The organism is Pseudoalteromonas sp. RW-H-Ap-1 (assembly GCF_048318575.1).
In the GTDB taxonomy this organism is placed as follows: domain Bacteria; phylum Pseudomonadota; class Gammaproteobacteria; order Enterobacterales; family Alteromonadaceae; genus Pseudoalteromonas.
This window is the reverse complement of record NZ_CP166997.1, coordinates 713157-739237: the sequence shown is the minus strand read 5'-3', so window position 1 is coordinate 739237 and position 26081 is coordinate 713157. Positions and strand designations below refer to the sequence as shown.

At 40.3% G+C, this 26081-nt stretch carries 20 protein-coding genes; 2 read left to right on the top strand and 18 right to left on the bottom strand.

Annotation, left to right across the window (positions count from 1 at the left end; genetic code table 11):
• Positions 1–18 precede the first annotated feature (18 nt).
• The 9 genes from AB8618_RS19625 to AB8618_RS19585 all read right to left on the bottom strand — a co-directional run bounded on the left by AB8618_RS19625 (position 19) and on the right by AB8618_RS19585 (position 10324).
• Positions 19–1797 carry an alpha-amylase family glycosyl hydrolase gene (locus AB8618_RS19625; RefSeq protein ID WP_413403146.1) on the bottom strand — a complete coding sequence of 593 codons (1779 nt, stop codon included), beginning with the start codon at positions 1795–1797 and terminating at the stop codon, positions 19–21.
• A 25-nt stretch (positions 1798–1822) separates the two neighbouring features.
• Positions 1823–3043, bottom strand: coding sequence for a hypothetical protein (locus tag AB8618_RS19620; protein WP_008115311.1), 1221 nt, complete (start codon positions 3041–3043; stop codon positions 1823–1825).
• The gene (locus AB8618_RS19615; RefSeq protein ID WP_413403144.1) at positions 3036–4775 is read right to left on the bottom strand and encodes an HAD-IIB family hydrolase; all 1740 of its coding nucleotides are present in this window, start codon (positions 4773–4775) and stop codon (positions 3036–3038) included. The genes AB8618_RS19620 and AB8618_RS19615 overlap by 8 nt, the downstream gene beginning before the upstream one ends.
• Before the next feature lie 146 nt (positions 4776–4921).
• Entirely contained in the window at positions 4922–6160 is a 1239-nt protein-coding gene (locus AB8618_RS19610) for a uracil-xanthine permease family protein (protein WP_413403142.1), read from the bottom strand.
• Positions 6161–6169: 9 nt separating this feature from the next.
• Positions 6170–6802 (bottom strand): uracil phosphoribosyltransferase, encoded by a 633-nt coding sequence (gene upp, locus AB8618_RS19605; RefSeq protein ID WP_008466150.1) that lies wholly within the window; start codon positions 6800–6802, stop codon positions 6170–6172.
• Between the two features lie 133 nt (positions 6803–6935).
• On the bottom strand, positions 6936–7898 hold the full coding sequence (locus AB8618_RS19600) for a kinase (protein ID WP_409425843.1): 963 nt from the start codon (positions 7896–7898) through the stop codon (positions 6936–6938).
• A gap of 543 nt (positions 7899–8441) precedes the next feature.
• On the bottom strand, positions 8442–8843 hold the full coding sequence (locus AB8618_RS19595; protein ID WP_409425842.1) for a hypothetical protein: 402 nt from the start codon (positions 8841–8843) through the stop codon (positions 8442–8444).
• Positions 8844–9410: 567 nt separating this feature from the next.
• Positions 9411–9797 carry a hypothetical protein gene (locus tag AB8618_RS19590; RefSeq protein ID WP_409425841.1) on the bottom strand — a complete coding sequence of 129 codons (387 nt, stop codon included), beginning with the start codon at positions 9795–9797 and terminating at the stop codon, positions 9411–9413.
• 137 nt (positions 9798–9934) lie between these two features.
• Positions 9935–10324, bottom strand: coding sequence for a hypothetical protein (locus AB8618_RS19585; protein ID WP_409426118.1), 390 nt, complete (start codon positions 10322–10324; stop codon positions 9935–9937).
• Between the two features lie 192 nt (positions 10325–10516).
• On the opposite strand from AB8618_RS19585, the gene AB8618_RS19580 reads away from it, so the two are divergent.
• Entirely contained in the window at positions 10517–11560 is a 1044-nt protein-coding gene (locus AB8618_RS19580) for an IS110 family transposase (RefSeq protein ID WP_409423286.1), read from the top strand.
• 481 nt (positions 11561–12041) lie between these two features.
• Here AB8618_RS19580 and AB8618_RS19575 read toward each other — a convergent pair whose 3' ends face one another.
• The 7 genes from AB8618_RS19575 to AB8618_RS19545 all read right to left on the bottom strand — a co-directional run bounded on the left by AB8618_RS19575 (position 12042) and on the right by AB8618_RS19545 (position 22942).
• Positions 12042–12746 carry a polysaccharide deacetylase family protein gene (locus AB8618_RS19575; RefSeq protein WP_010388993.1) on the bottom strand — a complete coding sequence of 235 codons (705 nt, stop codon included), beginning with the start codon at positions 12744–12746 and terminating at the stop codon, positions 12042–12044.
• A gap of 240 nt (positions 12747–12986) precedes the next feature.
• Positions 12987–13304 carry a heavy metal-binding domain-containing protein gene (locus tag AB8618_RS19570; protein ID WP_010388994.1) on the bottom strand — a complete coding sequence of 106 codons (318 nt, stop codon included), beginning with the start codon at positions 13302–13304 and terminating at the stop codon, positions 12987–12989.
• 323 nt (positions 13305–13627) lie between these two features.
• Entirely contained in the window at positions 13628–15883 is a 2256-nt protein-coding gene (locus AB8618_RS19565; RefSeq protein WP_290168224.1) for an acyl-CoA dehydrogenase, read from the bottom strand.
• 291 nt (positions 15884–16174) lie between these two features.
• Complete coding sequence (locus AB8618_RS19560) at positions 16175–17200, bottom strand: zinc-binding dehydrogenase (RefSeq protein WP_409425839.1); 1026 nt, start codon at positions 17198–17200, stop codon at positions 16175–16177.
• Positions 17201–17211: 11 nt separating this feature from the next.
• The gene (locus AB8618_RS19555; RefSeq protein ID WP_413403137.1) at positions 17212–18621 is read right to left on the bottom strand and encodes a TolC family protein; all 1410 of its coding nucleotides are present in this window, start codon (positions 18619–18621) and stop codon (positions 17212–17214) included.
• The gene (locus AB8618_RS19550) at positions 18614–21763 is read right to left on the bottom strand and encodes an efflux RND transporter permease subunit (protein WP_413403135.1); all 3150 of its coding nucleotides are present in this window, start codon (positions 21761–21763) and stop codon (positions 18614–18616) included. The genes AB8618_RS19555 and AB8618_RS19550 overlap by 8 nt, the downstream gene beginning before the upstream one ends.
• A 9-nt stretch (positions 21764–21772) precedes the next feature.
• Entirely contained in the window at positions 21773–22942 is a 1170-nt protein-coding gene (locus AB8618_RS19545; RefSeq protein WP_413403133.1) for an efflux RND transporter periplasmic adaptor subunit, read from the bottom strand.
• Between the two features lie 117 nt (positions 22943–23059).
• Here AB8618_RS19545 and AB8618_RS19540 point away from each other — a divergent pair, with 117 nt between their 5' ends.
• A complete protein-coding gene (locus AB8618_RS19540; RefSeq protein WP_413403131.1) occupies positions 23060–23998 on the top strand; it encodes a LysR family transcriptional regulator in 939 nt (312 codons plus the stop codon).
• Positions 23999–24010: 12 nt separating this feature from the next.
• Here AB8618_RS19540 and AB8618_RS19535 read toward each other — a convergent pair whose 3' ends face one another.
• Positions 24011–25024: a GGDEF domain-containing protein gene (locus AB8618_RS19535; RefSeq protein WP_409425834.1), complete on the bottom strand. Its 1014-nt coding sequence runs from the start codon at positions 25022–25024 to the stop codon at positions 24011–24013.
• A 109-nt stretch (positions 25025–25133) separates the two neighbouring features.
• Positions 25134–25997 carry a DUF6279 family lipoprotein gene (locus tag AB8618_RS19530; RefSeq protein ID WP_409425833.1) on the bottom strand — a complete coding sequence of 288 codons (864 nt, stop codon included), beginning with the start codon at positions 25995–25997 and terminating at the stop codon, positions 25134–25136.
• Between the last annotated feature and the right edge of the window lie 84 nt (positions 25998–26081).

Sequence of the window (26081 nt, the reverse complement as noted above, 5' to 3'; positions counted from 1 at the left end):
CTATTTTATAAATGTTATCTATGCCTTATTAGATAGCCAAAGCGTTTGATAGGGTGCTAACTGCATGGTTTGTAGCGCGTCATCGAGTGTTGTTTTAGAAATTAGCTCAACCCATTGCTGAGTGTTTATTAAGTTTAAATCGGCTAAGCTTAAGCTTTGTGGCTGACTGCTAATATTATAAACACAAAAAATGCTTTGTTGGCGGTCTATACTTTGTCGCCAAAAACCAAATAACCCCTCGCCTAAGTGCAAAGTAAATTGTGTGGCATTAGGATGGAATGCTGCTTGCCTTTTACGCACAGCTAATAACTGTTTTATTCCCTTGAACACCTGATGATGATGGCTATATTTTTCTTCAATCGCCGCTAATAATTTTGATTCTTGCCAGCGATGACGATTAATTGCCCGATTGTGTTGCGAGTTTTCAAAACGTTCATAATCATTAGTTGTGCCAAGTAAACTGTGAATATATAGCCCCGGTATTCCTTCCATTGCAAACATAATGGCATGGGCACACAAAAAACGCTCAAGGCCATATTTATCTGCGCCATTATGCGTCCCTTGTAAGGCATCAAATAAGGCAATATTTAGCTCATAAGGGGTATGCGTGCCATCGTGACTGGTGCGCATTGAAACACGTCCCCCAAATTGCATGGTCGTGCTTACTAACGAAGCAACTTCACTCGGTTGTAATAAGCCTTCAATTGGCCTCAAACCAATGCCATCATGTGATGCAATAAAATTAAAATATGCGGTACCGTTTTGCGCTGGCGGCATGCTCATCATCCAGTGCTTAAGCGCGCTACTATCGCCGCTAAGTAAGGTATGCAATAACAGCGGCGGCAAGGCAAAGTTGTAAATCGCATGGGCTTCGTTGGCATTACCAAAGTAAGATAGATTTTCTTGATTAGGAATATTGGTTTCGGTAATAATCACCACACTGGGCTCAGCATGCTCAATCAGCGTTCGCAATAAACGCACCACTTCATGCGTTTGTGGCAAGTTTATACAACTGGTATTTAGTTGTTTCCATAAAAAGGCCACAGCATCAAGGCGAAATAGGCGAATACCGTTATCTAAATAGTGGCGAATAATGCCAACAAACTCTTTTAAAACCTCAGGGTTTTCAAAATTAAAATCCACCTGATCATGACTAAATGTACACCATACATGCTTATCACCGCTTGCTGTGGCTACCGTATGTAATAATGGCGAGGTTCGTGGGCGCACGACTTGGCTTAAATCGTCAGATAAACTGGCTGTTTTAAAGTAGTCTTTCCCTGGGTGAGTATCGGCTAAAAAGTTTTCAAACCAGAGACTTCGGCTAGAACAATGATTAATCACTAAATCCGCCATTAACTTTACATCTTTTGCAATCGCGTTAATGTCTTGCCAATCACCAAGCGCTTCATTAACTTGCGTATAGTTCATTACCGCAAACCCTTCATCTGAGCTATACGGATAAAAAGGTAAAATATGCAGTGCATTAAGCTGGTGATCGCACTGCTCTTTTATAAAGCGATGCAAGGTTTTTAACGGCGCCTCTAGGGGAGTTCCAACTGCTAACTCACTGTCTTCATGATTTATGATAGAATCGCCATAGGCAATTAAAACAATATCTTGTTCATCCCAGCGATTAGTGTGCGGCGTGGGATCGCGAAGTGGGTTATTACCTAGTATCAAGGTGATTAATTCTTCAGCCAACTCAGCTACCGGCATAGGTAACTCAACCCCTTGATAAATAGTATGTAAATGTTGTTCGACTCGTTGAAAAAACTGTTCCCTAACTATGTCCACAGGCGCCTCGTTTAAGTATACCAATTTAACTGTATTGTTCGTTATCAAGCTCAACGGCTTCTTTTAATCGATCTAGTACATCGGGCATCGCCGAAGCTACACGGTTCCAACTTGGCACAAATGGCGCTTCCATTGGGTTTTCTAAAAAGTGTTGGCCAGCATTCATAATATTTTGTGCAAACATTTCTACCGCTTTTTCTTCTTGGTGAATATCAAGTGTTAAACCATTCATTAACGCATCATTATGATAGGTTTCAATAAAGTCTAAACCAATGCGGTAATAAGTCGCTTTTAATGAACGTATGGTTTCGCTGGTAAAAGTAACTCCTTGCGTAGCTAACTTTCTAAATAGTGCTTTAGTGATATCAATCGACATTTTAGAAAGGCCAGCTGTTTGGTCGTCCAGCGATAATTCTTGGTGTTTATGATCGTAGTTATCGGCAATATCAACTTGGCATAAGCGGTTATGGGAGTAATTACGGTACATCTCGCTTAATACGCCAATTTCTAATCCCCAGTCACTAGGAATACGAATATCGTTTAATACATCGCGTCTAAACGAAAATTCACCGGCTAATGGGTAACGAAACGAGTCCATATACTCAAGGTAGTCTCTGCTGCCTAATATGGTTTTAAACGAGCGTAATAACGGAGTAACCAGTAAACGCGATACTCGACCATTTATTTTTCCATTGGCAGTACGCGGGTAAAAGCCTTTACAAAATTCATAGTTAAATCGAGGATGCGCAACGGGATAAATTAATCGCGCTAATAAGCCTCGGTCATAAGTTAAAATATCGCAATCATGTAATGCTATTGACTCAACCTCCGCGGTAGCGAGTTTATAGCCCATGCAATACCACACATTACGGCCTTTACCGAGCTCACGTGGCGCCACACCTAAAGCTTGAAGCTCTTTATCGAGCGCCTGCAAACGTGGGCCATCGTTCCACAACACTTTATGGTTTTGATCGAGCGATTTAAAAAAGTTCAATGCATAGCGATACTGGCTTTCGTCGGCTCTGTCTAAGCCTATAGTTATTTGCGATAAATACGGTACTTGTTGCAGCTCTTTGACAATGTTTTGTAAAGCAGGGCCTTCTAACTCACTAAATAATGAAGGCAATATAAGCCCCATTGGTCGCTGTTTACTAAAGCCAAGCAACTCTTTTTCTAAATCGTCTACGGGTCTATTAGCAATGTTATGTAGTGTTGTAATAATGCCATTTTGATAAAAATCAGCCATGTAAACTATACTCCTCAGAACTGGGTAAAATACTGTTAATACAAGGTAGTGCTGTAATTTCTTCAACCCAGCCTAGTGGTGCCGGCAATTGAGAATAGCGCGCTTTGTTATAAGTTAATTTAACTGGCTTTTTACTCTCTGGATTGGTAATGATGATGGCGATATCAGCCTCTTCTAGCATTTGCTTATCGTTATCGCTATCCCCTAGCGCAATAATGCTCAGCGCTTTAGTAAACTGCGCATTAAACTGCTGCACTAACCATTGCTGCGCCATGCTTTTATCGGTATTTTTTCCAATGTGAATAAAGCGCCCGCCTACTTTAACTTCGTAGCCGTACACTGTTATTGCATTGATAAATTCGTTAAGTTGCTGCTCATCGCCATGCCAGCAGAGCGGATCTGAGTATTGACGGGTTTGTGCTTGCGTTGCTTGTAGCTGGTTTAATCCTGTCATTTTCATTACCTGCTCACTGGTAAGTTCACTAAACAAACTATATTGGTCGCCGTAGTCTTTTTTTAAGCGTTTTAAATCAGTCCATAAATTGCTAATGGGTGCAGCAAACGAGTAACACCAGTAGCCTTGGTATTCACTGCAGCCAATTGGCCTGAGATTAAAATAATTTTTAGGAATATAAACAGCCGACCCATTTTCAACAATGAAAGGCTGTGAAATATTAAGCGCTTGTTGCAGTGCCACTACTTCACTAAATGTTTTACTGGTATTAAATACCACGGGTACACCGCTGTATTGCAGCTCTTGTAGTAAGGTATCTACCGCATCGGTGTTGTAATCTCTGTGATTGAGCAATGTGCCATCTAAATCGGTAAAAATGATAGGTTGTACAATACTATCGCTTGTAAGCACCATTGCGGTTACATCACGATTACTATCAAGCTCTATAAGTGCATTTGCTTTAGCACTAAGGGTGTTGAGGTTTTCACGCGTGATGCGTTCAAAATGAGAAATAAACCACAATAACTGCTCATTAGTCATAGTGCCTGCGCCCTGCCCTTGTTTGGCAATTAACTTGTGTTCTTGCTCTTGTCGCCACGCAAACACATCATCAAAACTCGGGGCTTTGAGCATAATTGTATAATCGATTTTATCAAAAACGGTTTTATATTCATTGGCTAAACAGCTGTTAATACAGCGACGCCATAACCCTTGTTGATCGTATGATTTTTCTAGCTCGTTAATAGGCTCAACTAGCGTAAAAGGCTGCTGTGGTTCACTGGCTACACACCACCCTTCTAAAATAACAATATCGACCGGCTGACTATTAGTTAACCATTTATTTTTTGCTACGGGTTCATCTTGTTGCTTATCAAAACGCGGCAGCGGTACATTTACTTCTGCATTTAATAAACGGCTAATGGTGTTATCCATCAGCGCAACATCATGTGTACCCGGAACGCCTCTAGTGGCGAATAAACAATGCACATCTTGGGCTAACTGTTGGCGTTTTTGAGTTGATAAATAAAAGTCATCAATAGAGAGCGCAACACAGTTTAGGTGGGTATTTTGGCTAAACCAAGTTACTAAATAATCACCAAGCGTGGTTTTTCCTGAGCCTTGGCAGCCATTAATCGCGACAAATAAAGGGGCTGTTTTTTTACTGGTTAGAATGTCCTGCGCAATAGCAGAAAAATACTGCTCGCTAATATACTGATATTTCAACGGCAGTTGGTGTTTTACTAAAAAAGCATTTATATCCACACTCTTGATCTCCATATAACAATCCCTGAGTCAACTATAGGGTATGACTAAGGAAATGCAGTTACTAGACCAATATTATTTATTGTTACTTTTTAGTAGGTTAAAAAAAGCGCATTTAAAATGCGCTTTTTTGGTGCAATATTTTTAACCACAGTGCAAACTTAACTCTGGTCGCTCTGTGCTTTGGGTAATACTAAGTTTAATACTATGCCTAAAATAGCACATAAGCTCACACCTTCTAGGCTGAACTCACTACTACCTATGTACATACCACCAATACCACAAATTAAAATAAGTGCCACAATACTTAAATTGCGCGGCTCACTTAAGTCATCGCCCGATTTAACTAAGGTGTTTAAGCCAATAACCGCAATAGAGCCAAACAATAAAATCATTATGCCGCCCATTACAGGCACCGGAATGGTTTGCAAACTAGCGCCCATTTTAGCCACAAATGCTAAGCAAATTGCGATAATGGCAGTCCACATCATTACTTTAGGATTAAAGTTTTTAGTAAGCATTACCGCACCAGTTACCTCTGAGTAGGTGGTATTAGGTGGGCCGCCAAATAATGACGCAGCAGACGTGGCTAAACCATCACCAAATAAAGTACGATGTAATCCTGGTTTTTTCAAATAGTCTTTTTTTGTAACTTGGCTAATTGCCATCATATCGCCAATGTGTTCAATAGCGGGCGCAATTGCCACCGGCACCATAAATAATATGGCTTGCCATTTAAACTCTGGCAACACAAAGTTTGGCACAGCTAACCACTGTGCATTACTTACGGCTTCAAACTGCACTATACCCATAAATAACGAAAGCGTGTAACCGGCAACAACACCGGCTAAAATAGGTATTAATTTAAATACCCCCTTACCCCACACGGCAAACACTAAAGTCACGAGCAACGAGAACATAGAGATAATAATAGCGCTGTCGTAAGCAATAATTTGTGTGCCACCATCGCCACTTTTCCCCATCGCCATATTAACCGCTGCTGGCGCAAGCGCTAGACCAATCACCATAATGACTGGGCCTACCACAATTGGCGGCAAAATTTTATGTAAGATTTTTGTGCCTTTAAACTTCACTAATAAACTTAATAGCATATAAGTAAAGCCTGCCGCCATTAAACCACCCATAGTGGCGGGTATGCCCCACATTTGCACTGAGGCAATAATGGGTGCAATAAACGCAAATGACGAGGCTAAAAAAATAGGCACTTGGCCTTTAGTCACAAATTGAAACAACAAAGTACCTAAACCAGCGGTAAACAAGGCTACGCTAGGATCTAGGCCGGTTAAGATAGGCACTAATACCAACGCACCAAATGCAACAAACAGCATTTGGGCACCGGTTAAAATAGTTTTTATAGAAAATATAGAGTTATTTTGCACTGTTAAACCTTAGTAAACCGTACCGAAAATTTTGTCACCTGCATCGCCAAGCCCTGGGATGATGTAACCTTTTTCATTTAAATGGCTATCAACTGAGGCAGTAAAAATCTCAATATCAGGGTGAGCGGCTAATGTTTTTTCAACGCCCTCAGGTGCAGCAACCAGTACAATTACTTTAATTTCTTTACAGCCCGCCTTTTTAAGCATATCAATGGTGGCGATCATAGAACCACCAGTAGCCAGCATTGGGTCAATCACTAAGCTTAAACGCTCATCAATATTACCCACTAGTTTTTCAAAGTAGGGGACTGGCTCAAGCGTTTCTTCGTTACGCTCTAAACCCACTACACTCACTTTAGCCGCTGGAAGTAACGACATTACGCCGTCCATCATACCAAGGCCTGCACGTAAAATTGGCACCACGGTAATTTTTTTACCCTTAATGTGCTCAACTTTAAGTTTATTACCGTCCCAGCCTGTAATTTCGTTATCTTCTAATTCTAGGTTTTTAGTGGCTTCGTAAGTTAATAATGTGCCCACTTCTGAACACAACTCGCGAAAACTTTTCGTGCTAATTCCATGCGCGCGCATTAAACCTAACTTATGTTGAACAAGGGGATGAGAAATAACGTGAATAGCCATAGTAATAAACCTAGTGATAAAAAATTTGACATATTTTATATTAAAACAGGTCGTTTGACTGTTAATTTTAGCCCTGATTTCATAGTTCGTGCCAAAATATTTAATTTAGCCACAACTATAGAGATTTTTGTGTTTATGAGTTGTTACTCGCTAACCAATTATTTACCTGAGCGTGCATGTAGCTGTTAACTTTTTTGTGCTCGGGGCTCCACCCAAGTAAAAAACGATAAAAGTCTGCCCAAGCCACTGGCCATAATTTAGCCCATTGTGTAATAACATCATCAGCATTAATGTGCGGTTGATAGTCGCCTAGTGCTTGCTTTAATTGGCTAAAGTAATAGTCGAGGTAGCTCTGTGCGTGTTTGTGAAGCTCGCAATCATCCATACAACTGGTCATAAAATACATTACATCGACCACCCCAACGCCCTCACCCGCATACTGAAAATCGTAACCAAGAATATGTCCTTGGCTATTTGCTGCAAAGTTAGCTAGCTTGGCATCGCCATGAATCAAGGTTTGATAATCACATTGCTTTAACGCGCTGTTTAAAAGTGATGCAGCCTGTTTAATATCGGACTTTTCAGGTAAGTTATTAAATTCATCTGGGCGTGTACCCAAATGCCAATAGCTTCCTTGCGGCCATAAACCATCAAACTTTGTATTTAAATGAAAGGCATTTAAATGAAAGGCATGAAAATGTGCCAACCACTTTAATATGGCTTTTATATTCTCGGTAGATGCTTGGCTGTACCCGAGCTTTGAAAAATCTTTAAACACCAAGGCAAACTCATCGCCTTTGTTGATTGCTTTAATGCATTCAATAGCTGCCGCTTGCTTGGGCAATTTATGGCTAAATTGCTGATAGAACGTATATTCAACGTGGTAAGAGTCACGCTTCCTGTTAAGCGCAAAATTGCTTTGTATAATTTTAGGATGATTAATGTGATCGGGTACTTTAATCGCTTTAATCACACAGGCTTGCTCATCAAGTTGGCACTTCACAATTTGACCACAGCCACTCCAAAGCGAGGTTAGGGTTTCGCCAATGGCTATACGCTCAAAATGCGGGGTAAGTAACGGAAGATAAAAAGACATAGCCAAATTAGGTTGCTAAATTTTAGTTAGTTTAACATTAGACGGTGTTTTAAATAAAAGGTCTTAAAACAAAGCTCTTCGCGCACAACATGAAATACAGTGTTAATAACCAAACTAACCTGTCGTTTTTTTTGCAATTGCTATGGCAAAGCCTATGCATTATTCATACAGCCTAAAACATAATTTGAAACAATTAAAAGTACAAAATTAAAGATGGTGTCATGTTTAGTTTAGCGTCTTGCACCTTAATCTAGCTAGATCAGAATAATAAAACCAACTGCCTTGAATAGTGCCATGATTAGATTAACCGATGAATGTCTAGTACCCCGGTCCTTCCGAGGGGATATGGTAGGAGTCTAACTGCGGTGAGATCGCAATAAAAGATTACTGCGTGACGTACACCATTTGTGTTTGCCGTAAGCTACTTACTTAACAGACAAAATAAACGAACTTATTTGTTGATTTAGAATTGACCGTTCCTGTATAAAAACGGTCAAAAAGGGTACTGGAGTCTATTGACAGAGTTAAGGTTATATACATTAGCTACGATGTAATTTGAAAAGTACCACTCATTCTCCCCTGACTAAACCCGAGAGGACTATTTTTTGCGTCAGGAACCACATAATTAAGGGTATGTATGACACCGTGCAAAGATACAACTCTTGGATTTTCCGTTTCTTGATAGCTTATCACACACATATACGTTTTATTTTCATCAGAGCTTTTCATGTATAGAATATTTGCAGGATTCACAAGTACAATATATTGATTCGCAGTTGCAACAAAGTGAATAGGCCCTGAACTCTCTTGGTTATATTGGTACTGTATATTGCCTCGTTTAATTGGGTTTACTTGATCACCATTAACTGTCAAGCCAGTCCACTCCCAAATATCTAGCGTTATAGAAAAAAGTCCGTCATTTTCACTTATATTAATATCCGCCATTTTCTTTTCCTCACATTAATCAAAATTAAGTACAAAATGTACAAATAAAGTTTAGGAAAGAAGCGGAAAATAAATATTACAGACTATTACAAATAAGAACAGCTAGGCATTCTAACTCCCAAACGGTGTTAGCCACCGCTTTTCGTGGGTTAGCTTAATTCAAAGCCAGAGCCATAATTAGTTTGTAATAGGAACATATAGAGACAACCACCTTAACTATCTATTGAATCTGTGTCACAAAATTTACTATTAAGCTCTGTAACTAGCTTCTTATCGCTATATATGCTCTAGTTTCAGCTCTAAATAACTAAATAACTAAATAACTAAATAACTAAATAACTAAATAACTAAATAACTAAATAACTAAATAACTAAATAACTAAATAACTAAATAATCATTCTAAAACTAAAATTGACTCGCTCTAGCAAAGAAAGGTGGATATTGTCGATGTGTTCTCGCTTATCTGCGGTATAACACGCTGCTTGCTGTTTATACTGCCTTAAAGCATTGAAAGTACATAATTTGAGATAGGTGTGTGCTTTTGTTTTTAGTGCTTAAAGCGCCTGTTATGTGCAGTTGTTGACCGTTGCTAAACCCAAATCTATATTTGCAACAATATAGCCATACTCTTTCTTAGTTAACTTTGTAGCCTGATATTGTTGCTTAGCTAATTCGTGAGTCCAAGCCTTTTCACATGGGGCTAAGGGAATGGCTGTATCAACCATTAAAAGGTGTTCTTCCTGGATCACGCCGCCTTTTTTAACAATGCTTTTAGCGCAAAGGCTTAAGGCATATTCAACAGCAAATTTATCAACACTTGGCATACCTACAAATTCTACATCACAACCAAGTTTCTCATTCCCTTTAGTATCAATATAATAAAGCTGGCCTGACGTAGTACAACCAGATATAAATAAGATGATAACGAGTAATAAAATATGTCTGATATTCACTTTGTCACCTTGTGCAAATAAGCCCGTATACAGGGCAAAAACGTAACGGCGATTTGGTTAAACTTGGCGAAGCACTAAACTCAATCACTGCGTAGTTTTGATGTTCCAACGAGCTTGCGAGTGCATTGATGGGCTTGTTATTTGCCAGACCTTGAATAGATTGATAGCAAAGGAAACTTACTTTCACCAAAGTTGATGGTTAACGATAGTGTCTCATCTGCTTTGAATGATTGTAAAAACTCCAATGGCGCAATTCGCTGCCCGTCTGCAACGATAGCCATTAGGTGTTTATTAGTTAGACTTCGTCGACCTGATGTCATATTGGTCAAAGTTACTACCGCCCAACGCTCACCAGAATCGTTACTCATTAATACAAAGTTATTTACACTAAAATCACTCTGCTCTGGCTGAATGTTTGATTCGTTTGGAAAGGCCAAATCAAAACTATTAGGTACAACTCTATCAATGGAAAGTACCTCTTCACCCGAATGGGCACAAAATGTAAAAACCAGCAATATCCAAGACATCCTTCTCAACATAAGTTCTCTCCTAATTTCATATAACACCTTACAACAGGTGCTCATGGGAGCGTTTTGGCCGTTGTTTGGCCAACGAGCATTTGTCCCTGCCTGATTGCTTGATACTCATTGAGCCTCCTCCCCAGCATCGCGATTATTCGCTACGCTGAAAAGGCAACCAACCTTACAGGAGAAAGCTCAATGAACTTTTACAATAACATGCATCCATATTATTGTGGAATCGATTTACACGCGCGATTACTTTACGTCTGTATCATTGATAATACAGGACTTATCCTTGTTCACAAGAAAATTAAAGATGACCCAGAAGCACTACTAAAACTACTTAAACCGTATACCGGTGACATTGTGGTTGGCGTAGAATGCATGCATTGCTGGTATTGGGTCGCTGACTTTTGTAAAGAACACACTATCGACTTTATTCTCGGTCATGCGTTATATATGAAGGCGATTCATGGCGGTAAAGCCAAAAACGATAAAATAGATTCATATAAAATTGCCAAACTCATCCGAGGGGGAAACTTCCCACTTGCTTATGTGTATGACAAAGATATGCGTGCTACGCGCGACTTATTACGCCGAAGAACTAAAATTGTTCGCCACGGGGCTGATTTAAAAGCCCATGTCGCCAATACCGCCAGCCAGTACAATTTACCTGCCCACAACGTGAATTTAAAGAACGTCTGCGACAGAGAAAAGATGCGCTATTACTTCCCTGACCCCGTTGTGCAACGATCTATTAATTTAAATATGGCCATACTCGATTGCTATCACAATGAGCTTAAGCCTTTAGAGCATTATATTGAACAAATGGCCAAGCAACACAACCCTGTCCACCTTAATATCTTGCAAACAATTAGTGGTATAGGCCGCATTCTCGCACTTACCATTATCTATGAAATTGGTGACATCAATCGTTTTTCAAGCGTACAAAAGTTCGCTTCATATAGTCGGTTAGTCAAATGTAAAGCAGAGTCTGCCGGCAAAACCTATGGCACCCAAGGTAACAAAATTGGCAATGCACATCTAAAATGGGCGTTCTCCGAAGCCGCTGTATTGCTGCTGCGTCACAATCATAACGCCAACAAATACCTCGAAAAACTACAAAAACGAATGAGCAAAGCCAAAGCACTGTCAGCGCTTGCGCATAAGCTTGGTCGCTGTGTTTATTATATGCTTAAAAAAGAGACGGTATTCGATGAAGCAAAATTCTTAAAGAGTTAGTCACGGTACTGAGTGAGCTGAACATCTAACTGGATATAAGGCTGAGCATCAATCAATTGGGTGAGTTAATAACCAAAAAGGTTTAACCTAATTATATGCCTACAGACCGAAGCCACTTGTCTTGATTAGACGCTCAGTACGCGTGCATTAATACAATAAACAAAGTCGCTTACACCTGACTTGAGCCTGAAACTAACTGGATCATAATGATGCAACCAGCCGCCTTGAATAGTGCCATGATGAGGTTAACCGATGAATGTCTAGTGCCCCAGCAACCCCAAAAGGATATGGGAAAAACCTGGCTGCGATGAGATCGCAATAAGAGAGCCTCTATATGTGTTTGCCGTAAGCTACTTGCTTAACAGCCGTATCGACAGACGAAGTAAACGAATTTGTTTATTGGTTTAGAATTGACCGTCAATTTATAAAAACGGTCAAAAAGAACACTAATGCCTATTGACAGAGTTAAGGCTCATATGTGTTATGCGCTACTGCCTATTAATTCAGATACTGTAACAAAGCGATAACCTTTATCTTTTAACTGCTGAACAATTAAAGGTACCGCAGCCATTGAATTACCTCTAGATTTAAACATTACATGTAAAAGAATAATTGACCCTGGCTTAGTATTTTGGACAACGTAATCGGATATATCACTTGCACTAGCATTTTTATCTAAATAAGTTTCAGGCTCCACATCCCACGTAACGGTAGTTATATTATTATTATTTAGATAATAAGGTAGCGAAAACAATTTTTTACCATAAGGTGGTCTAAAATGTATTTCACCTTTATAACCTGCCTCTGTAATTAACTCATTAGTTTTTTCTAGCTCATCTGCAACAAAGTTATAACTTTTCAAAACCATACGTTGATGAGTATATGAATGGTTTCCAACTTCATGACCTTTATCAATGATATTTTTTGTTTCTTGAATGTTTTCTTCTATAGCTTTGCCGACTAGGTAAAATGTAGCTTTAATTTCTGATTCATCTAGGATTTGGAGAATTTCTTTTGTTTTAAGTCTAGTCGGACCATCATCAAAAGTTAATGCGACTACTTTTTCAGTTGTTTCTACTCGATCTATAAGGTTACCAAAAAATTGAAATTTTTCATTCTTACTCAGCTGCCATAAAGCAATAAATATGATCAGCACTAATGCTGATAGTTTGATTATTTTACTCATGCAGACTCCATTTGCGCATAACAATTTTATAGTGTGCTCATCGCGCATATCTCTGCCAGCGCCCCACTAATATATTTATTAATTTCTTTTTAACAAATAAGTTAACACATTGCTAACTTTAAACTTTTAGTCAGGCTGTTCTTTTAATACAGTGCAGAAAAGAGGAAAGCGTCCTCATTTCTTGGCTTTGGAAGAAAACACCAAAAATGCCACGTGTTGCGAATCTGCTTAAATTGTTTGTTATGTTCGAAGTTTAACGGCTGTACCAAACACTAATATTTCTGATGCCCCATCAGTAACTGAGCTAGTTGTAAATCGTATTCCTACTATTGCATCGGCATTTAACTTTTTTGCATCTTCTATTAATCGTTCTAACGCTACATTTCGAGCTTCCATCAACATCTCGGTATAGCCTTTGAGTTCGCCGCCCACTATTCCTTTTAAACCAGCCATGATATCTCGACCAACATGTTTAGACTGAACCATGTTGCCATTAACTATGCCCAATACAGCTTCGATTTCCTTGCCAGGAACAGTTTCCGTTGTCGTATAAATCATAATTTTTCCCTAAAACATAACAGCTTATTAAACACCACTTTGGGGGTTATAACCTTCAAAACGGCGTATATTACATACGCTTAATAATTCCACTAAACAACTCTAATGTAAACAAGTAATTACGTAGGTTATTTACCACCCATTGTTAAAACACACTAAAACAACGTTTAATAATGTTCTGTACCATCAAATTAGTCGTAATTAGTTATGAGCTTAAATCACACCCATAAAAAAGCCCCGCTTGATGTTACTCAAGCAGGACTCCACACTAATTTTGTATCAATAAAAGCGCCTAAACTGCAGGCGCTTTGCATTATTGAATTTTATTGGTTAACCACGCTTTTAAGCGGATTAACTGGCTGTGCGTTGTCGTCTAGGATGTTCATATCGAAGTCGAACTCATCAACACGAATCGCTTTTTCACGCTTTTTGTTGTAATCACTTAACTGAACAAATTCAGCGTCGTTAATTACTTTTGCAGCAAGTGCATTTTCAAGCGTGATTGAAAAACGCGTACCCGGCTTAAAGGTTTTAGCACGTAGCGCTTTTTTCACTTTAGCTAATAGCTCAAGTGACGCCATTTTAGCTTTGTAAGCTTGCTCATTGATGTGATGACCATCACCTTCAATTGGCTTAACTAAATGTGTGATTTGCGCTTTAAATGCCGTATCAAGCTGAGCTTGTTTTGCTAATTCACGAATTAAATCATCGCTAATTTTTGGCATTTTAGTTGAGTAGTTCATAGTAATGAAACGAATGAACTTACGAGTACCACTTGCAGGGAAGTTGTCTAAGAACTTGTGCAATGCTTCTTCTGCACTTTGTAGTGCAAAACGAGTCGCATAATGGAAGTATGGAGCCGCTTGCTCACGCTCGCTGCTTGCTACTTTTTGCTCGTAATACTTAATAGATGCCATAGCTGCATACAAGAAGCTCATTACATCGCCTAAACGTGCTGAAAGCATTTCAGCTTGCTTTAATTTACCGCCAAGTACTAGTAACGAGAAGTCAGCATATACAGCTAATTTAGCTGATAATTTATGTACTGCTTTTTCGTAGTCACGTACTTCTGGTAACGCAGAGTTTGCGCCAGCTGTGAATGGTAGTACACCTAAGCGGAATGCACGTAAGCTATTTGCTGTGCTGTAACCAACCGTTTTACGTAAAATACCGTTAAATTCTGCATCTGCGTTTTTGTCATCGCTGTGGATAGACTCAACCATAGATTGTAAGTATGGGTGACAACGCATAACACCTTGACCAAAGATCATCAGGTTACGAGTAAGAATGTTCGCGCCCTCTACCGTAATGGCAATTGGCTGCGCCACATAACCACTAGCAAGCGTATTTTGAGGACCGTTCTGAATTGCTTTACCCGCTTGAATATCCATTGCTGAGTCAAGCACATCACGGCCAAGCTCTGTCATATGGTATTTAGCGATTGCAGTCACTACCGATGGCTTTAAGCCCATGCCTAAACCTTCAGTTGTGAGTACTCGCATTGCTTCTTGTAGGTATGTTTTACCTGCAATATCAGCTAACTTTTCTTGAATACCTTCAAATTGACCAATTGATAAACCAAACTGTTCACGCACTGCTGCGTACTCAGAAGCTGATTTAAATGCAACTTGTGCTGTACTTACACCCAATGCTGGTAATGAAATACCACGACCTGCGCCTAAACAGCTAACTAGCATTTGCCAACCGCGACCGATGTTTTTCTGACCACCGATAATAAAGTCCATTGGTACAAATACCTTGTTACCACGTGTAGTACCGTTGTAAAAACGGATACCCATAGGATCATGACGGTTACCAAGTTCTACACCAGGGTGCTCTTTTGGAATAAGTGCACAAGTAATACCTAGGTTTTCTTTGCCACCTAGTAGACCATCTGGATCAACTACTTTAAACGCTAAACCAAGTACAGTAGCAATTGGCGCGAGTGTAATGTAGCGCTTGTCCCATGTAATTTCTAGGCCAAGTACTTCTTCGCCGTTGTACATGCCTTTAGTAACAGTACCTACATCAGGAATACCGCCTGCATCAGAACCTGCTTCTGGGCTGGTTAATGCAAAACATGGAATGTCTGTACCATTTGCTAAACGTGGTAAGTAATGTGCCTGTTGCTCCTCTGTACCAAAGTGAAGTAGTAACTCACCTGGGCCTAACGAGTTTGGTACCATTACAGTTACCGCAACCGCTGAACTCTTAGTCGCAATAGTACCTACAATTGTTGAGTTAGCGTATGGGCTGAACTCTAAACCGCCAAACGATTTAGGGATGATCAGCGAGAAGAAACGCTCTTTTTTCAAAAACTCTAAAATGTCGTTTGGTAAATGAATACCATTTTGAATGACTGAATCATCAATCATGCCTAGTAGTTCTTGTACTGGACCGTCTAGAAACGCTTGTTCGTCTGCGGTTAATTTTGCCGCAGGTACATCGCGTAGCGCGCTAAAATCTGGTTTACCTTGGTAGATAGACCCTTCTAGCCATACATCGCCAGCGTCTAGCGCTTCTTGCTCAGTAACTGAAATACTTGGTAATACTTTTTTTAATTTTGTACGTAAACTCATAACGAACTCATCCGACCAGATAAATAATACCTACATTACGTCATAAAAATCGGTTTAGATCAATTACTCTATTCAATTAATTAACAGTTTTTTCAATTTATTTTCTTTACCTGAACGTAAACTGTTGAAATAAAAAGGCTTACACATGTACGCTGAATTATTATTTTTTTGTTAAAAATTTAATAATTCTGGTTGTTGGCGCCGCAAATACGGATTTGGTAATAAAGTAGAAACAAAAAAGCGCAGCCTAAAATTAGGCTGCGCTTTTTAAATATGGGAATGTGAGTAAACCTAGCTTATTTTAACCACTTGTTTACCTGTAAAACCACCTGCTAACTGGTTGTTTAATGCGCTAGAAACAGCCTTTGCGTTAAAATCAACAGCTAATACTTCTGGAGGAATTATTTCGCCATTAGAGACCGTTTCAAGCAACAAATTACCCATAAAACTCATGCGCTGCTGCGCGCATAGGCTATTGGCTAACCACGCGCCACCTAAGGATACAATACTAATATTGGGTGCTCTACGGTACATTAGCTGCTGTTCAAAATTAGGTAGTGGATTTAAACAAGCAATACGACCACAAAAACGCATTAGCTCGATATTTTGAATGGTCGATTCCCCACCCATAATATCAATAACGGCATCAAATCCTTGTGGGCCAAGCTCTCGGCGAATTTTGTCACATAAGGCTTTGTCATTGTAATCAAAGACTACATCAGCCCCTAGCTGCTTAACCAATTTGTGGTTACGCTTGGAGGCGGTTGTAAATACATCGGCACCACGCTGCTTTGCAAATTGAATAGCAAATTGACCTACAGCACCAGCCCCGCCTTCAACAAAGAGGGTATCGCCTTCAGTTACGGCTAATTTATCTAAGCTGATAAGCGCTGCCATTCCGGCGCAGGGCAAAGTAGCAGCCTTATCACTGGCTAATTGCTGCGGAATGATAGACACTGCATAATTAGGCACTTTTGCGTATTCGCTCAATATCCCTTGCTCACCAATACTGGCGTGCCACATTACACGCTCACCCACGCCAGGAAATACGCCTTTACCCGCTTTAACCACTACACCCACTGCATCCAAGCCTAAAACATGCGGATACTGCCATAAACAAAAGCCAGATTTAGCAAATTGCGCATCCACCGGATTTAAACCAACATACTCCACTTTTACTAACAGCTCATTACCTGTGCATTGAGGCACAGGTAATTGAATATCCGTTAAGTGAATATCCTCATTAGGCTCTATTAAGGCAATAGCCTGCATAGATGAAGGAATAGTATCTGGGTTTGTAACTACAGTATTAGGCATCAAAAACTCTACTAGTTAGTATTACTTAACGCGTAACTCCATCGTCCATTAAATGACTGGTAAGCATTTACCTTAGCCAGTAACGATGAAATAGTTGAATCAACAGCATTTTCTTGTGCTATTAAAACATCCTGACGTGCATCTAACAACTCTAAGTAAGGAATTTGCCCTTCTTCATACATTGCTTGTGCTTGTAAAAATGCATTATTAGCAAACTGATACCGCTGCTCAGCAAAACGCGATTGCTGTGCTTGATTGACCAAGTATTGCAATGAAAGTTCACCCTCGTTAATGGCTTTTAAAACCACTTGTTGATAGTCAGTATAAGCAGCTTGACTTAAAAACTGCTGCGCATAACGCTGAGCCAACAACGCAGGATAACTTAATAAAGACCATTGTACTTGCGGCGCAACTTGCCACTGTTGCTGAGTATCGCTAAAACCATTACTGCCTAAACTTAGCACGCCTGCAAAACCACTTAAGCTGATATCTGGCAATAAAGCTTTGCTGGCTGCCACACTTAAACTATTTGCTTGGCTAAAGTCATATAATGCTCGGCTAATATCGGGTCTAAGTGCAATCGCTTGATTAGGCTTTGCTAATGACACTTGAAATGCCTTGCTCAATATAGCGCGTTCATCATCAATACTCAGTGATTGCGTTGGTTGTGCACTTAATACTGCTAGCGTAGATAAGTCACGAAACTTAGCATATTCAATCGCTGGAATAAGCGCTTGTTGCTGCCTAAGTTGCGCCATGGTGCGGTTTAAATCAAGCTCATTTGCCACACCTTCATCTACTTGTGCCTGCAGCACTTGAATGCTTTGTTCAAGTGCTTCTATTTGCATTTCAATAATTTGTTGCTTTTGCAGGTTACCCTGATAGCTAGCAAACCCTTTAACCACAGATGACACAACTTCAATTTGTAATAACCTAACTTGCTCGGCTTGGCTCATAGCTTGTGAATTTGCGGCATCAACGAGTGCAGTAATTCGGCCAAATAAATCGAGCTGCCAATCAAGTGCTACATTCGCACTTGATTGTCGGCTATTGGTATCGCCTAATCCACTTCGCTTAGCTCCAACCGCAACACCGCCTTGCGGTAAGTATTGTGCTTGTTGTTCGCCAATACGTGCCAACGCACTTTTGAGCACCAGCTGACTCGTTTGTAAGTCGTAGTTATTAGCCAAAGCATTGCTAACAAGCTGGTTTAATTGCGCTGAGCCGAGCTTGTGCCACCAATTTTGCTCATCTTCACCAACATACTGATCAGCCGATATTGCTTGGGCAACAAACTTGTTTACTTGTTGTTGCTCAACTGCTGTATCTATTTTGCTCGCACAGCCAGATAACACTGCAATTGCTAACACAGAGCCTAAAAATGCCGGCATCTTAAATTGATTTAAATGTAATTTAGTCATTTAAAGACTCCTCAGCGCGCTGCTTTTTTACCACCAGCATATAAAACACTGGCGTAAATAATAACCCAAATACAGTCACGCCAATCATACCTGAGAATACTGCGTTACCCATTGCATGACGCATTTCAGCACCGGCACCGGTTGCCAACACTAACGGTATAACACCCGCAGTAAAGGCAATTGAGGTCATTAAAATAGGACGTAAACGCATACGACACGCTGCCAACATAGCCTCAAGGTGCGATAATCCGGTATCGTGTTTATCTTTGGCAAATTCCACCATTAAAATGGCGTTTTTAGAGGCCAGTGCCACCAATACAATTAATGCTATTTGGGTAAATATATTGTTGTCTGAGCCTACCAACCACACCCCTAATAACGCTGAGAAAATAGTCATAGGTACAATTAAAATAATGGCCAGTGGTAACCGTAGGCTTTCATACTGTGCTGCCAATACCATAAACACAAGCAATACCACCAGTGGAAACACGTACACCATAGTATTACCGGCAAGTACTTGCTGATACGTTACCTCAGTCCACTCATATTCTATACCTGTAGGTAGCGTTTTCGCCAGTACAGCTTCAATCGCTGTTTGCGCTTGGTCTGAGCTGTAACCTGGTGCTGGGCTGCCGTTAAGTTCAGCACTTGGGTAACCGTTGTAGTGCATAACACGATCTGGGCCTATAGTTGGCGTTACCGTAAGCACTGAGCCTAGTGGCACCATGTTACCTGCACGATTACGTACTTTTAGGTTTAGTATTTGCTCTGGGTCCACCCTAAATTCAGCATCTGCTTGGGCATTAACTTGGTAAGTACGACCAAACATATTAAAGTCGTTTACATACACTGAGCCTAAATATATCTGTAATGAGTTAAATACTTCATCAAGCGCAATACCTTGGATAAGTGCTTGTTCGCGGTCAATATCAATATCCATTTGCGGTACTTGAATTCTAAAGCTTGAATACAGCCCCATTAACGCCGGATCTTTTTGCGCCGCCGCAATCACTGATTGCAAGCTATTAAATAATGCTTCAAAGCCTTTGTTAGCTCTATCCTCAATTTGCAGTTTAAAACCACCGGTGGTGCCTAAGCCTTGAATTGGCGGTGGCGGAAATACAGCAACAAACGCTTCATCAATTGCCGCAAAACGTTGGTTTAACTGCGCAGCAATGGCCGATGCTGACATACTCGGATCGGTTCGCTCTGCAAAAGGCGCCAGTGGTGTAAACACAATGCCGCTGTTAGGGCTATTAGTAAACCCATTTACAGATAGGCCAGGAAACGCCACGGTGTTTGCAACCCCAGGAACCTCTAGCGCTATTTGCTGCATTTGTTTTACTACCGCTTCGGTTCTGTCTAAGCTTGCTGCATCTGGTAGCTGCGCAATGGCAACTAAATATTGCTTATCTTGCTGTGGAATAAAGCCACCAGGTACCGCGTCAAACAACTTAATCGTGCCGCCAACTAAAGCAACATAGGCAACCATAACCACCACGCTCATACGAATAAGTTTTTGTACTAGTTTTTCATACCCAGTTGCACCACGATTAAACAGTCGGTTAAATGGCTTGAATAACCAGCGACCAAATAACTTATCTAATAAGCGGGTAAACGCATCAGGCTTTGCGTCGTGCGATTTTAACAATAAGGCTGCTAGCGCCGGTGACAATGTCAGTGAGTTAAACGCTGAAATAACCGTTGAAATAGTAATGGTTAAAGCAAATTGTTTATAAAACTGCCCTGAAAGTCCTGTAATGAAGGCGGTTGGAATAAATACCGCACACAAAACCAATGCAATCGCAATAATTGGGCCGGTTACCTCTGTCATTGCAACACGTGTTGCTTCAAGCGGCGATAAACCGTTTTCTATATTTCGCTCAACATTTTCTACAACTACAATCGCATCATCAACCACAATACCTATAGCCAGTACTAAACCAAATAGCGATAAGGTATTAATAGAAACACCAAGCCACTGCATTACAGCAAAGGTACCAATGAGTGAAACTGGCACAGCTATAAGCGGAATAATTGACGCGCGCCACGTTTGTAAAAATACAATAACTACAATAACAACCAATGCGATTGCTTCAAGCAAAGTGGCTATTACCGCATCAATTGAACCACGAACAAATACCGTTGGATCATAAACAATGTCGTATTCAACCCCTTCAGGAAAATCTTTCGATAAACGTGCCATGGTTTCACGCACCTGATCTGAAAGCTCAATGGCATTTGACCCTGGGCGTTGAAATATGGGCATTGCCAATGCGGGTTGATTATCAAGTTCAGCACGCAGTGAGTATGAGTCTTGACCTAAGTCAACACGCGCCACATCTGACAAACGCGTAAGTTGCCCTTGCTCACCTACTTTAATAATAACCTGCTTAAATTCTTCAATGCTATTTAGGCGGCCTTTCACGTTTAATAAAATTTGAAATTGGCTATCGTTAGAGATTGGTTGAGCACCTAAGCTACCCGCTGCAACTTGCTGATTTTGAGAGCGCAAAGCAGCCACAACATCGGTTGCTGTAAGCTCACGTGCTGCTAATGCATCTGGATTTAACCACACACGCATAGCATATTTACCACCACCAAATAACTGAATATCACCCACGCCAGGTAAACGTGCTATTTCATCTTTAATGTTTAAATCGGCATAATTTGATAAATACGCCGTATCATGGCTGTTCTGGGGTGAATATAAATGCACCACCATGGTTAAATCGGGTGATGACTTTTCAGCTACTACCCCTAAACGCTGCACCTCTTGTGGTAGGCGCGGTAATGCACTATTTACTCGGTTTTGCACTTGTACTTGAGCACGGTCTAAATCCGTCCCTAAGGCAAATGTTACCGTTAAGGTCATGCGCCCGTCACTGGTTGCTTGTGAAAACATGTATAGCATGTTTTCAGTGCCGTTTATTTCTTGCTCAAGCGGCGTTGCCACAGTTTGTGCAATAACCGTTGGGTTTGCGCCCGGGTAACTGGCTGTTACAACCACTGTGGGTGGCACAACTTCTGGGTATTCACTAACTGGCAACTGAAATAAAGAAATGCCACCCGCAATCAAAATAATCAGCGACAGCATAGCCGCAAAAATCGGTCGCTGGATAAAAAAGTGTGAAAATTTCATTTAATAACCTTATTGCTTAGCAACTAAATCGGCAGGGTTAGCAGAGAGTGTAAATGCCACACCTTGGGTATTAATTGTCACTTTATTAGGTGATATTGGCATGCCAGGGCCTACGCGAGCAGGGCCATTTACGGCAATCACATCACCCTGTTCAAGCCCAGAGGTAATGGCACGTAATGCGCCATAGCGCTCACCTACAGTAACTAATTTATATTGCAGTACATTATTTTCGCCTACAGTTAGCACAAAGCGGTTTTTTAAGTCAGTACCAATGGCTCTATCTGGAATAATGACGGTTTCGCGTATTGCATTGGCAGCCAATTTAATTCGTGCAAAAGAGCCTGAGCGTAACTCGTTACTACGATCTTCAAATACAGCTCGAACACGTAATGTGCCAGTAGATGCATTAATTTGATTGTCTATAAAGTTGATGTGACCATTGTAATTAAAATCACTCTGCCCTACTTTTTGCATAACAACAGGTTGTTTAGTCGCTGCAGTGACTTCATCGAATGCATTGTTCCAAGTACGTTCATCGACATCAAAGTAAGCATACATTTTGTCATTAGAAACAATTGAAGTGAGTACACTTTGCCCGGCAAGTACGTTGTTACCTTTAGTGATGTTTGCGCGAGAGATAATTCCATCAATAGGTGAAACCACAGAGGTAAACTCTAAATCAAGCTCAGCGGCTTTAAGCTGCGCTTTTAGTGCGGCAAGTTGTGCTTCACGCTGACGTAACGTTGAGGTACGTGCTTGCGCTTGCTCAGTAGAAATTGCTTTACGCTCAGTTAGACGCACTGCACGTGATGCTTCGCTTTTTGCTTGTTCAAGAGCCGCTTGTGCACTTTTAACCTGAGCTTGTAAACTAGCTACCGTGGCTCTAAATGAACGATCATCAAGGCGAAATAACACATCTCCTTGTTTTACAGCATCCCCTTCTTTAAATTCAATTTGCTCAATAATGCCTGATACGCGCGGCATTAATGCCACTTTTTGCGGTGACTCTAAGCGCGTTGTATAGGTATGCCAACTTTGCACAGGCTTAACCAGGACTTGGGCTACATCAATAGCTTGGTATTGTTGTGCGGGTGCTGACTGTGCTGTACTTTCCTCAGCACAACCAGTTAGAGTAATTAATGCAACAGATAAGGCTGTAGCAACTAAGTGTTTGTTCATAACGACGCTCCTGTTAATTAGGTGATACATAATACGGAACATGCTTGTTGACAAAAACAATAGATTTTTAAATTCATTAGTGCCAAAATGGCATCAAAGTGACACTATGGTGCAATAATGGATACAACGAGCCGACTCTTAATGCTGCTTGAAGTGGTTGAGCAGGGATCATTTGCTAAAGCTGCTGAAATACGCAACATTGATCGTTCCGTGATCTCTAAACAAATTAGTCGTTTAGAAGATGAGCTAGGGGTGAGGCTATTAAATCGAACCACTCGTTCGTTTTCACTCACCGCAGCAGGTGCTGAAATGATAAAAAAAGCGGACGAGCTGCGAAGCCTACTCGGCGATACCCTGCGTATGGCAGAGAATTATCACTTAGAACCTCGTGGCGTATTAAAAATCACCTCATCTACTTTAATCGGTCGGCGTTATTTACAGCCTGTTATTAACGATTTTCAAAAGCGTTTTCCGCAAGTTGAAGTAGAGTTGCGTTTAGATGATCGGCTTGTGGATATTGTCTCTGAAGGATTTGATTTGGCATTTAGAGTGGGTGAGCCAAAGGACTCCTCTTTAATTGCTCGAAAGATTGCGCGTAATCGTTTATTACTTTTAGCTTCACCTGCATTTATTGAAACCTATGGAATGCCGAAAAACATAACCGATTTAGCACAATTACCTGCTGCTAGTTACGCAAGCAGTTCCCTGCGAGTTGAGGGAGTAAGTTACTACAACCACCTTGGTGAACAATGTGAACAAAAAATTAAAAGTGTATTTAGAGCCAATGATGCTGAAGCACTATTAATGAAAACACTCTCTGGAACCACTTACGTTTTAGCCCCCGCGTTTATATTAGATAAAGAAGTGATTGATGGACAACTGGTGCCTTTATTGACGGATCTTAAATTAATGGAGCACAGTGCCATGTATGCGGTATACCCACATCGTGATTTACCGGTAAGAACCCGGTTATTTTTTGATGCCGTACGCGAATATATTGGTAAAGAAAGACCGATTTGGGAAAACAGTATTCCTGACTTTGAACAAATGTATTAGCCGCTATAAGACTTAAGCCAGCGCTAAAATATCAGTGCAAACCCCGTTACGGCCAGTCTCTTTGGCTTTATAAAGCTGCTTATCGGCCAAGTCTATTAGTTCGCTTAGGCTTTGTTGCTGGTATTGTACAACGCCTAAACTGGCGGTTAACTTTATGGTTTCACCATTAGCGATTATGTGCTTATTTTGTATTGAAAGTCTTAATTTTTCAGCCATAGCCAAAGCTGCTTGCGGACTATCAAAGTTGCTCATTAGTGAAAACTCTTCACCTCCGACTCTAAACACATACCCTTTTGCAAAAGTGCCGCGCAATAATGTAGCTAGCTCAACCAGCACTTTATCGCCAACATCGTGCCCATACTGATCATTAATTTGTTTAAAGTAATCTAAATCGAGTAAAAATAAGTAAAGCTGTGATTTATCTTTGATCTCTACCTCAAAAAACTGGTTCATTGATAAACGATTACCAGCCCCAGTAAGGGGATCGAGTAACGCTAAATTTTTCAAACGTTTCGAAAAGTCAGCTCTATTACCTTCAAAAACATGAGATATAGCCCATATGCTTATATATACGAATAATAAGTTAAGCCCTATGTTAAAAGCTGAAAACGATGAATGTGGCAGTTTTTGAGATAACACCACCAGCTGTAAAACAAGTAATGCCGCAGATAAAAACAACCCGTAACGCCTGCCAAATAGTAAGTAATAAAGAATAGGTAAAATAAATGTCCACAAAAACAGGCCGTTGTTAGAGGGGGCTAAATAGGTGCCGCATAACACAATTAAAGAGATGGTTAAGCACATGGTAGTGGCATGCCAGCGCTTAGGGTAATGTTTTTGCGAGTGCTTAAATATATATAAGCATAACAAAGAAAAGCCGACTTCGAGACCACCAACAAGGGGTAAATTGTTCACCAATAAGTTGAATACAGCAAATACCAACGACAAAAAACCAAAACAAATACACATCCACTTAAGAACGTGCTTACGTAGCGTTTTTGTACTATTAAGTGCTGCTATATCCATGGATAACTTAAAATATTTTTGATAGCTTATGTTAACAATGAAATGCAAAAATCACAATTTTAAGCTTAAACAATTCAGAAAAAACAAGCCAAAAGAATTAGTAAAACGTTTATTCCATAATCAATTCATTAACAGTACCCACTAAATCTGCGAATTCTTCATCAACATGCGATAACTGTTTAGGGCTCAGCGTTTTGTTTAACTTGAGTAGCAATTGCGCATAAGCTTTTAAGTTTTGTTCATTAAGCTCAAGCAGCTCATTACTCATATACTGTTCACGCTCTATAATAATGATGCGTAATTGCTGAGTAAATTCAGCCTCGCTAAGTGTTTGCTGGGTAAAAAGAGCTTCAAGTCCAGCTAAACGAGCTAGTTTGTAGTCGTACCATAAATTTCTAGTACTAGTATGCGCACTGTTAGCTTGTGATATGAGCGTTTGCTGCTCAGAAGTGAGTTTGCCAAGCCACTGCTTGTAGTAATCTAGTTGTCTCTCTAAGCGTTGTTGTTGGTGCTCGTCTTGAGTTAATGAGGCATGCTCTTGGATTTCATCATTAATTTGCTCGCGAATATTTTTTACCATTTCACTGCGCTGTGACGGGGTTAAGGTCAGCGCTAACTCAATTAAAGGCTCGCTGGTATGCAACAGTAAGTTTCGCCAATGCTGCTTAACTTGGGTTATTTTATCCATCAACTGCGCAGTATCGGCTTCATTGTTTAGCAATTGTCTTAGGTCGAGTAAATCGGCTTTATATTTTGGTAATTCAACTTCACGATGCCAATCTCGGGTATCGTTAATAATCGCTTTTAACTGCTTAGATTGGCTTTTATTAAGATCAACGTAATCATCAATCCAAAATGACGATAACCAACCTAGGTTGTTATAGGCAAATGACGTTGAACAGCTGGCAATAAATAACAAACTGGTTATAAAAATAATTTTACTTAGTTTTATATTTTTTAAATTATTTAACATGAAAAGACCCCGTTGTATGATGCTTTGGTTGCCAAAAATCATCATAAGTAATTATGTAAGCTACTGCTTGCTTTTATTTTTTTC

Bases quoted from the DNA above. Each gene is read 5' to 3' on its own strand.
- AB8618_RS19620 (WP_008115311.1), bottom strand. From the start codon at position 3,043: ATGGCTGATTTTTATCAAAATGGCATTATTACAACACTACATAACATT.
- AB8618_RS19615 (WP_413403144.1), bottom strand. From the start codon at position 4,775: ATGGAGATCAAGAGTGTGGATATAAATGCTTTTTTAGTAAAACACCAA.
- upp (WP_008466150.1), bottom strand. From the start codon at position 6,802: ATGGCTATTCACGTTATTTCTCATCCCCTTGTTCAACATAAGTTAGGT.
- AB8618_RS19600 (WP_409425843.1), bottom strand. From the start codon at position 7,898: ATGTCTTTTTATCTTCCGTTACTTACCCCGCATTTTGAGCGTATAGCC.
- AB8618_RS19595 (WP_409425842.1), bottom strand. From the start codon at position 8,843: ATGGCGGATATTAATATAAGTGAAAATGACGGACTTTTTTCTATAACG.
- AB8618_RS19585 (WP_409426118.1), bottom strand. From the start codon at position 10,324: ATGTCTTGGATATTGCTGGTTTTTACATTTTGTGCCCATTCGGGTGAA.
- AB8618_RS19580 (WP_409423286.1), top strand. From the start codon at position 10,517: ATGAACTTTTACAATAACATGCATCCATATTATTGTGGAATCGATTTA.
- AB8618_RS19575 (WP_010388993.1), bottom strand. From the start codon at position 12,746: ATGAGTAAAATAATCAAACTATCAGCATTAGTGCTGATCATATTTATT.
- AB8618_RS19570 (WP_010388994.1), bottom strand. From the start codon at position 13,304: ATGATTTATACGACAACGGAAACTGTTCCTGGCAAGGAAATCGAAGCT.
- AB8618_RS19565 (WP_290168224.1), bottom strand. From the start codon at position 15,883: ATGAGTTTACGTACAAAATTAAAAAAAGTATTACCAAGTATTTCAGTT.
- AB8618_RS19560 (WP_409425839.1), bottom strand. From the start codon at position 17,200: ATGCCTAATACTGTAGTTACAAACCCAGATACTATTCCTTCATCTATG.
- AB8618_RS19555 (WP_413403137.1), bottom strand. From the start codon at position 18,621: ATGACTAAATTACATTTAAATCAATTTAAGATGCCGGCATTTTTAGGC.
- AB8618_RS19550 (WP_413403135.1), bottom strand. From the start codon at position 21,763: ATGAAATTTTCACACTTTTTTATCCAGCGACCGATTTTTGCGGCTATG.
- AB8618_RS19545 (WP_413403133.1), bottom strand. From the start codon at position 22,942: ATGAACAAACACTTAGTTGCTACAGCCTTATCTGTTGCATTAATTACT.
- AB8618_RS19540 (WP_413403131.1), top strand. From the start codon at position 23,060: ATGGATACAACGAGCCGACTCTTAATGCTGCTTGAAGTGGTTGAGCAG.
- AB8618_RS19535 (WP_409425834.1), bottom strand. From the start codon at position 25,024: ATGGATATAGCAGCACTTAATAGTACAAAAACGCTACGTAAGCACGTT.
- AB8618_RS19530 (WP_409425833.1), bottom strand. From the start codon at position 25,997: ATGTTAAATAATTTAAAAAATATAAAACTAAGTAAAATTATTTTTATA.